A 1,128-nucleotide genomic window follows, 5' to 3' on the forward strand; every position below is an offset into this window, starting at 1 on the left:
AGTCCTGGAAATCGTCATCGAAGGAGAATCCATCCTCGCCCCGGGAGGGCTACTTGCTCTGAACCGCTGGTCTCACCCAACCCTGACACCCAGGGCGTCGGCGACCGGCGTGACTGAGAGTCGCTCGTATTCCGCTTTCCACTCCTTGGCCTCGCGTTGGACGCAAGCCGGGCAGACTGGGCGTTCGGCCATCTCGTAGATCTTTTTCTCGAACCGCAGGTCGCAGGTGGGGCAGCGCCAATGGGCGGTGCGCCGGGCCCGCAGTGTGGCTGTCGCGAGGGAGCTCGCGTCGTTCGCGTCGTGGTCCCACCAGGCCAGCGCCTCGGAGTCGGACGCGGCTAACAGGGTCTTCTCCGTTGGCTTGTCAGTGGGATGTTTGGAGCGGGTGTTGCGGGAACAGGTGCAGCCCCATCCGAAGTCGCCCATGCGGGCAGCCTGAATCACCTTGCACGAGCGGCACTTGCCCAGTACGGGATCGTCGTCCTTGGTGATGTCCACGAGGGTGTCCAGGAACTCCCAGCCGGCGGCATCCAGGCGCTGAATGATTTCCTCGCGGGAGTACTGCCTCCGCAGGCCGAACCCACCGCTGGCGCGTGCGTCGACGGCCCACGACCTCCAGAAGCAGGCGCGGCACGTCTTCTCACCGACCTCGTTCTTGTCCACGGTGTATTGAAGTTTGTAATGGGCCTGGACGCCGCAGGTCAAGCAGCGGGTAAGCCGGTAGGCGCTGGGGCCAGGGAACGGTTCGACGGCCGCGAGGCCGCCGGTGCGCAGGATGTTGTCGATGCACTCTATGCACCAGGCTGGTCGTGTCTTGGTCGTGAACGCAGCCTGTCGCGTGCACCCGTTTGTCGAACACTCCTGGACCTTCACGCCGCACCTCCGGCTGCAAGGTTAGGGGCTAACCGGATGCCTGACCGGGCTCCCCCGGTGGCGGCAGGGTGGCTGTCGACAGCAGTGCTGACAGCAACCATGCCGGACGGCAGCGCGCTGAGGAGCACTGGCATGGACGAGGCTCCGAGCGCGCGGCCGTTCGGAACTTGTCAAGGCCGGTGAGGCCAGCGGGTGTTACGCCGCTTGTGGCATTGGTTGATCGTCGGCTGCTGGTTCGGGTGGGTTGATCCAGAC

Annotated in this window: 1 protein-coding gene; it reads right to left on the bottom strand. The window is 65.2% G+C overall.

Annotated elements, in window-relative coordinates; translation table 11 throughout:
• Nucleotides 1-72: 72 nt before the first annotated feature.
• On the bottom strand, nt 73-873 hold the full coding sequence (locus AB0I41_RS35245) for a zinc-ribbon domain-containing protein (RefSeq protein ID WP_357115843.1): 801 nt from the start codon (nt 871-873) through the stop codon (nt 73-75).
• Between the last annotated feature and the right edge of the window lie 255 nt (nt 874-1,128).

It is taken from the genome of Micromonospora sp. NPDC050200, from assembly GCF_040656135.1.
Lineage (GTDB): Bacteria > Actinomycetota > Actinomycetes > Mycobacteriales > Micromonosporaceae > Micromonospora.